This is a genomic window from Candidatus Nanopusillus massiliensis, from assembly GCF_920984865.1.
Genome location: NZ_OV100765.1, coordinates 523,524 through 523,734, shown reverse-complemented (window position 1 = coordinate 523,734; position 211 = coordinate 523,524). Strand labels below are relative to the sequence as shown.

Genomic DNA, 211 nt, shown 5'->3' with positions numbered 1-211 from the left:
CATTGCTTCCAATAATTCTTTTGATTCATCNNNNATATTAAATTCCAATTTTGATGTAAATTCTGCATATTTTTTTAAATCTCCTTTTATACCCATTTCAATTGCTTTTTTATATTTTTCTTCCATCTTTTTTCTCTGTTCCTCTCTTAATTCTTGTTCTTTTTTCTTAAATTCTGGATGCTTTCCATCAAATACATAAATTACCTTTTTT

General features: G+C 24.6%; 1 pseudogene (running past one end of the window). It reads right to left on the bottom strand.

Annotated features, from left to right (window positions below):
* Positions 1-211: pseudogene (locus LUA84_RS04495) on the bottom strand (flap endonuclease-1); its annotated part runs 14 nt beyond the window's last position; the annotation flags it as partial.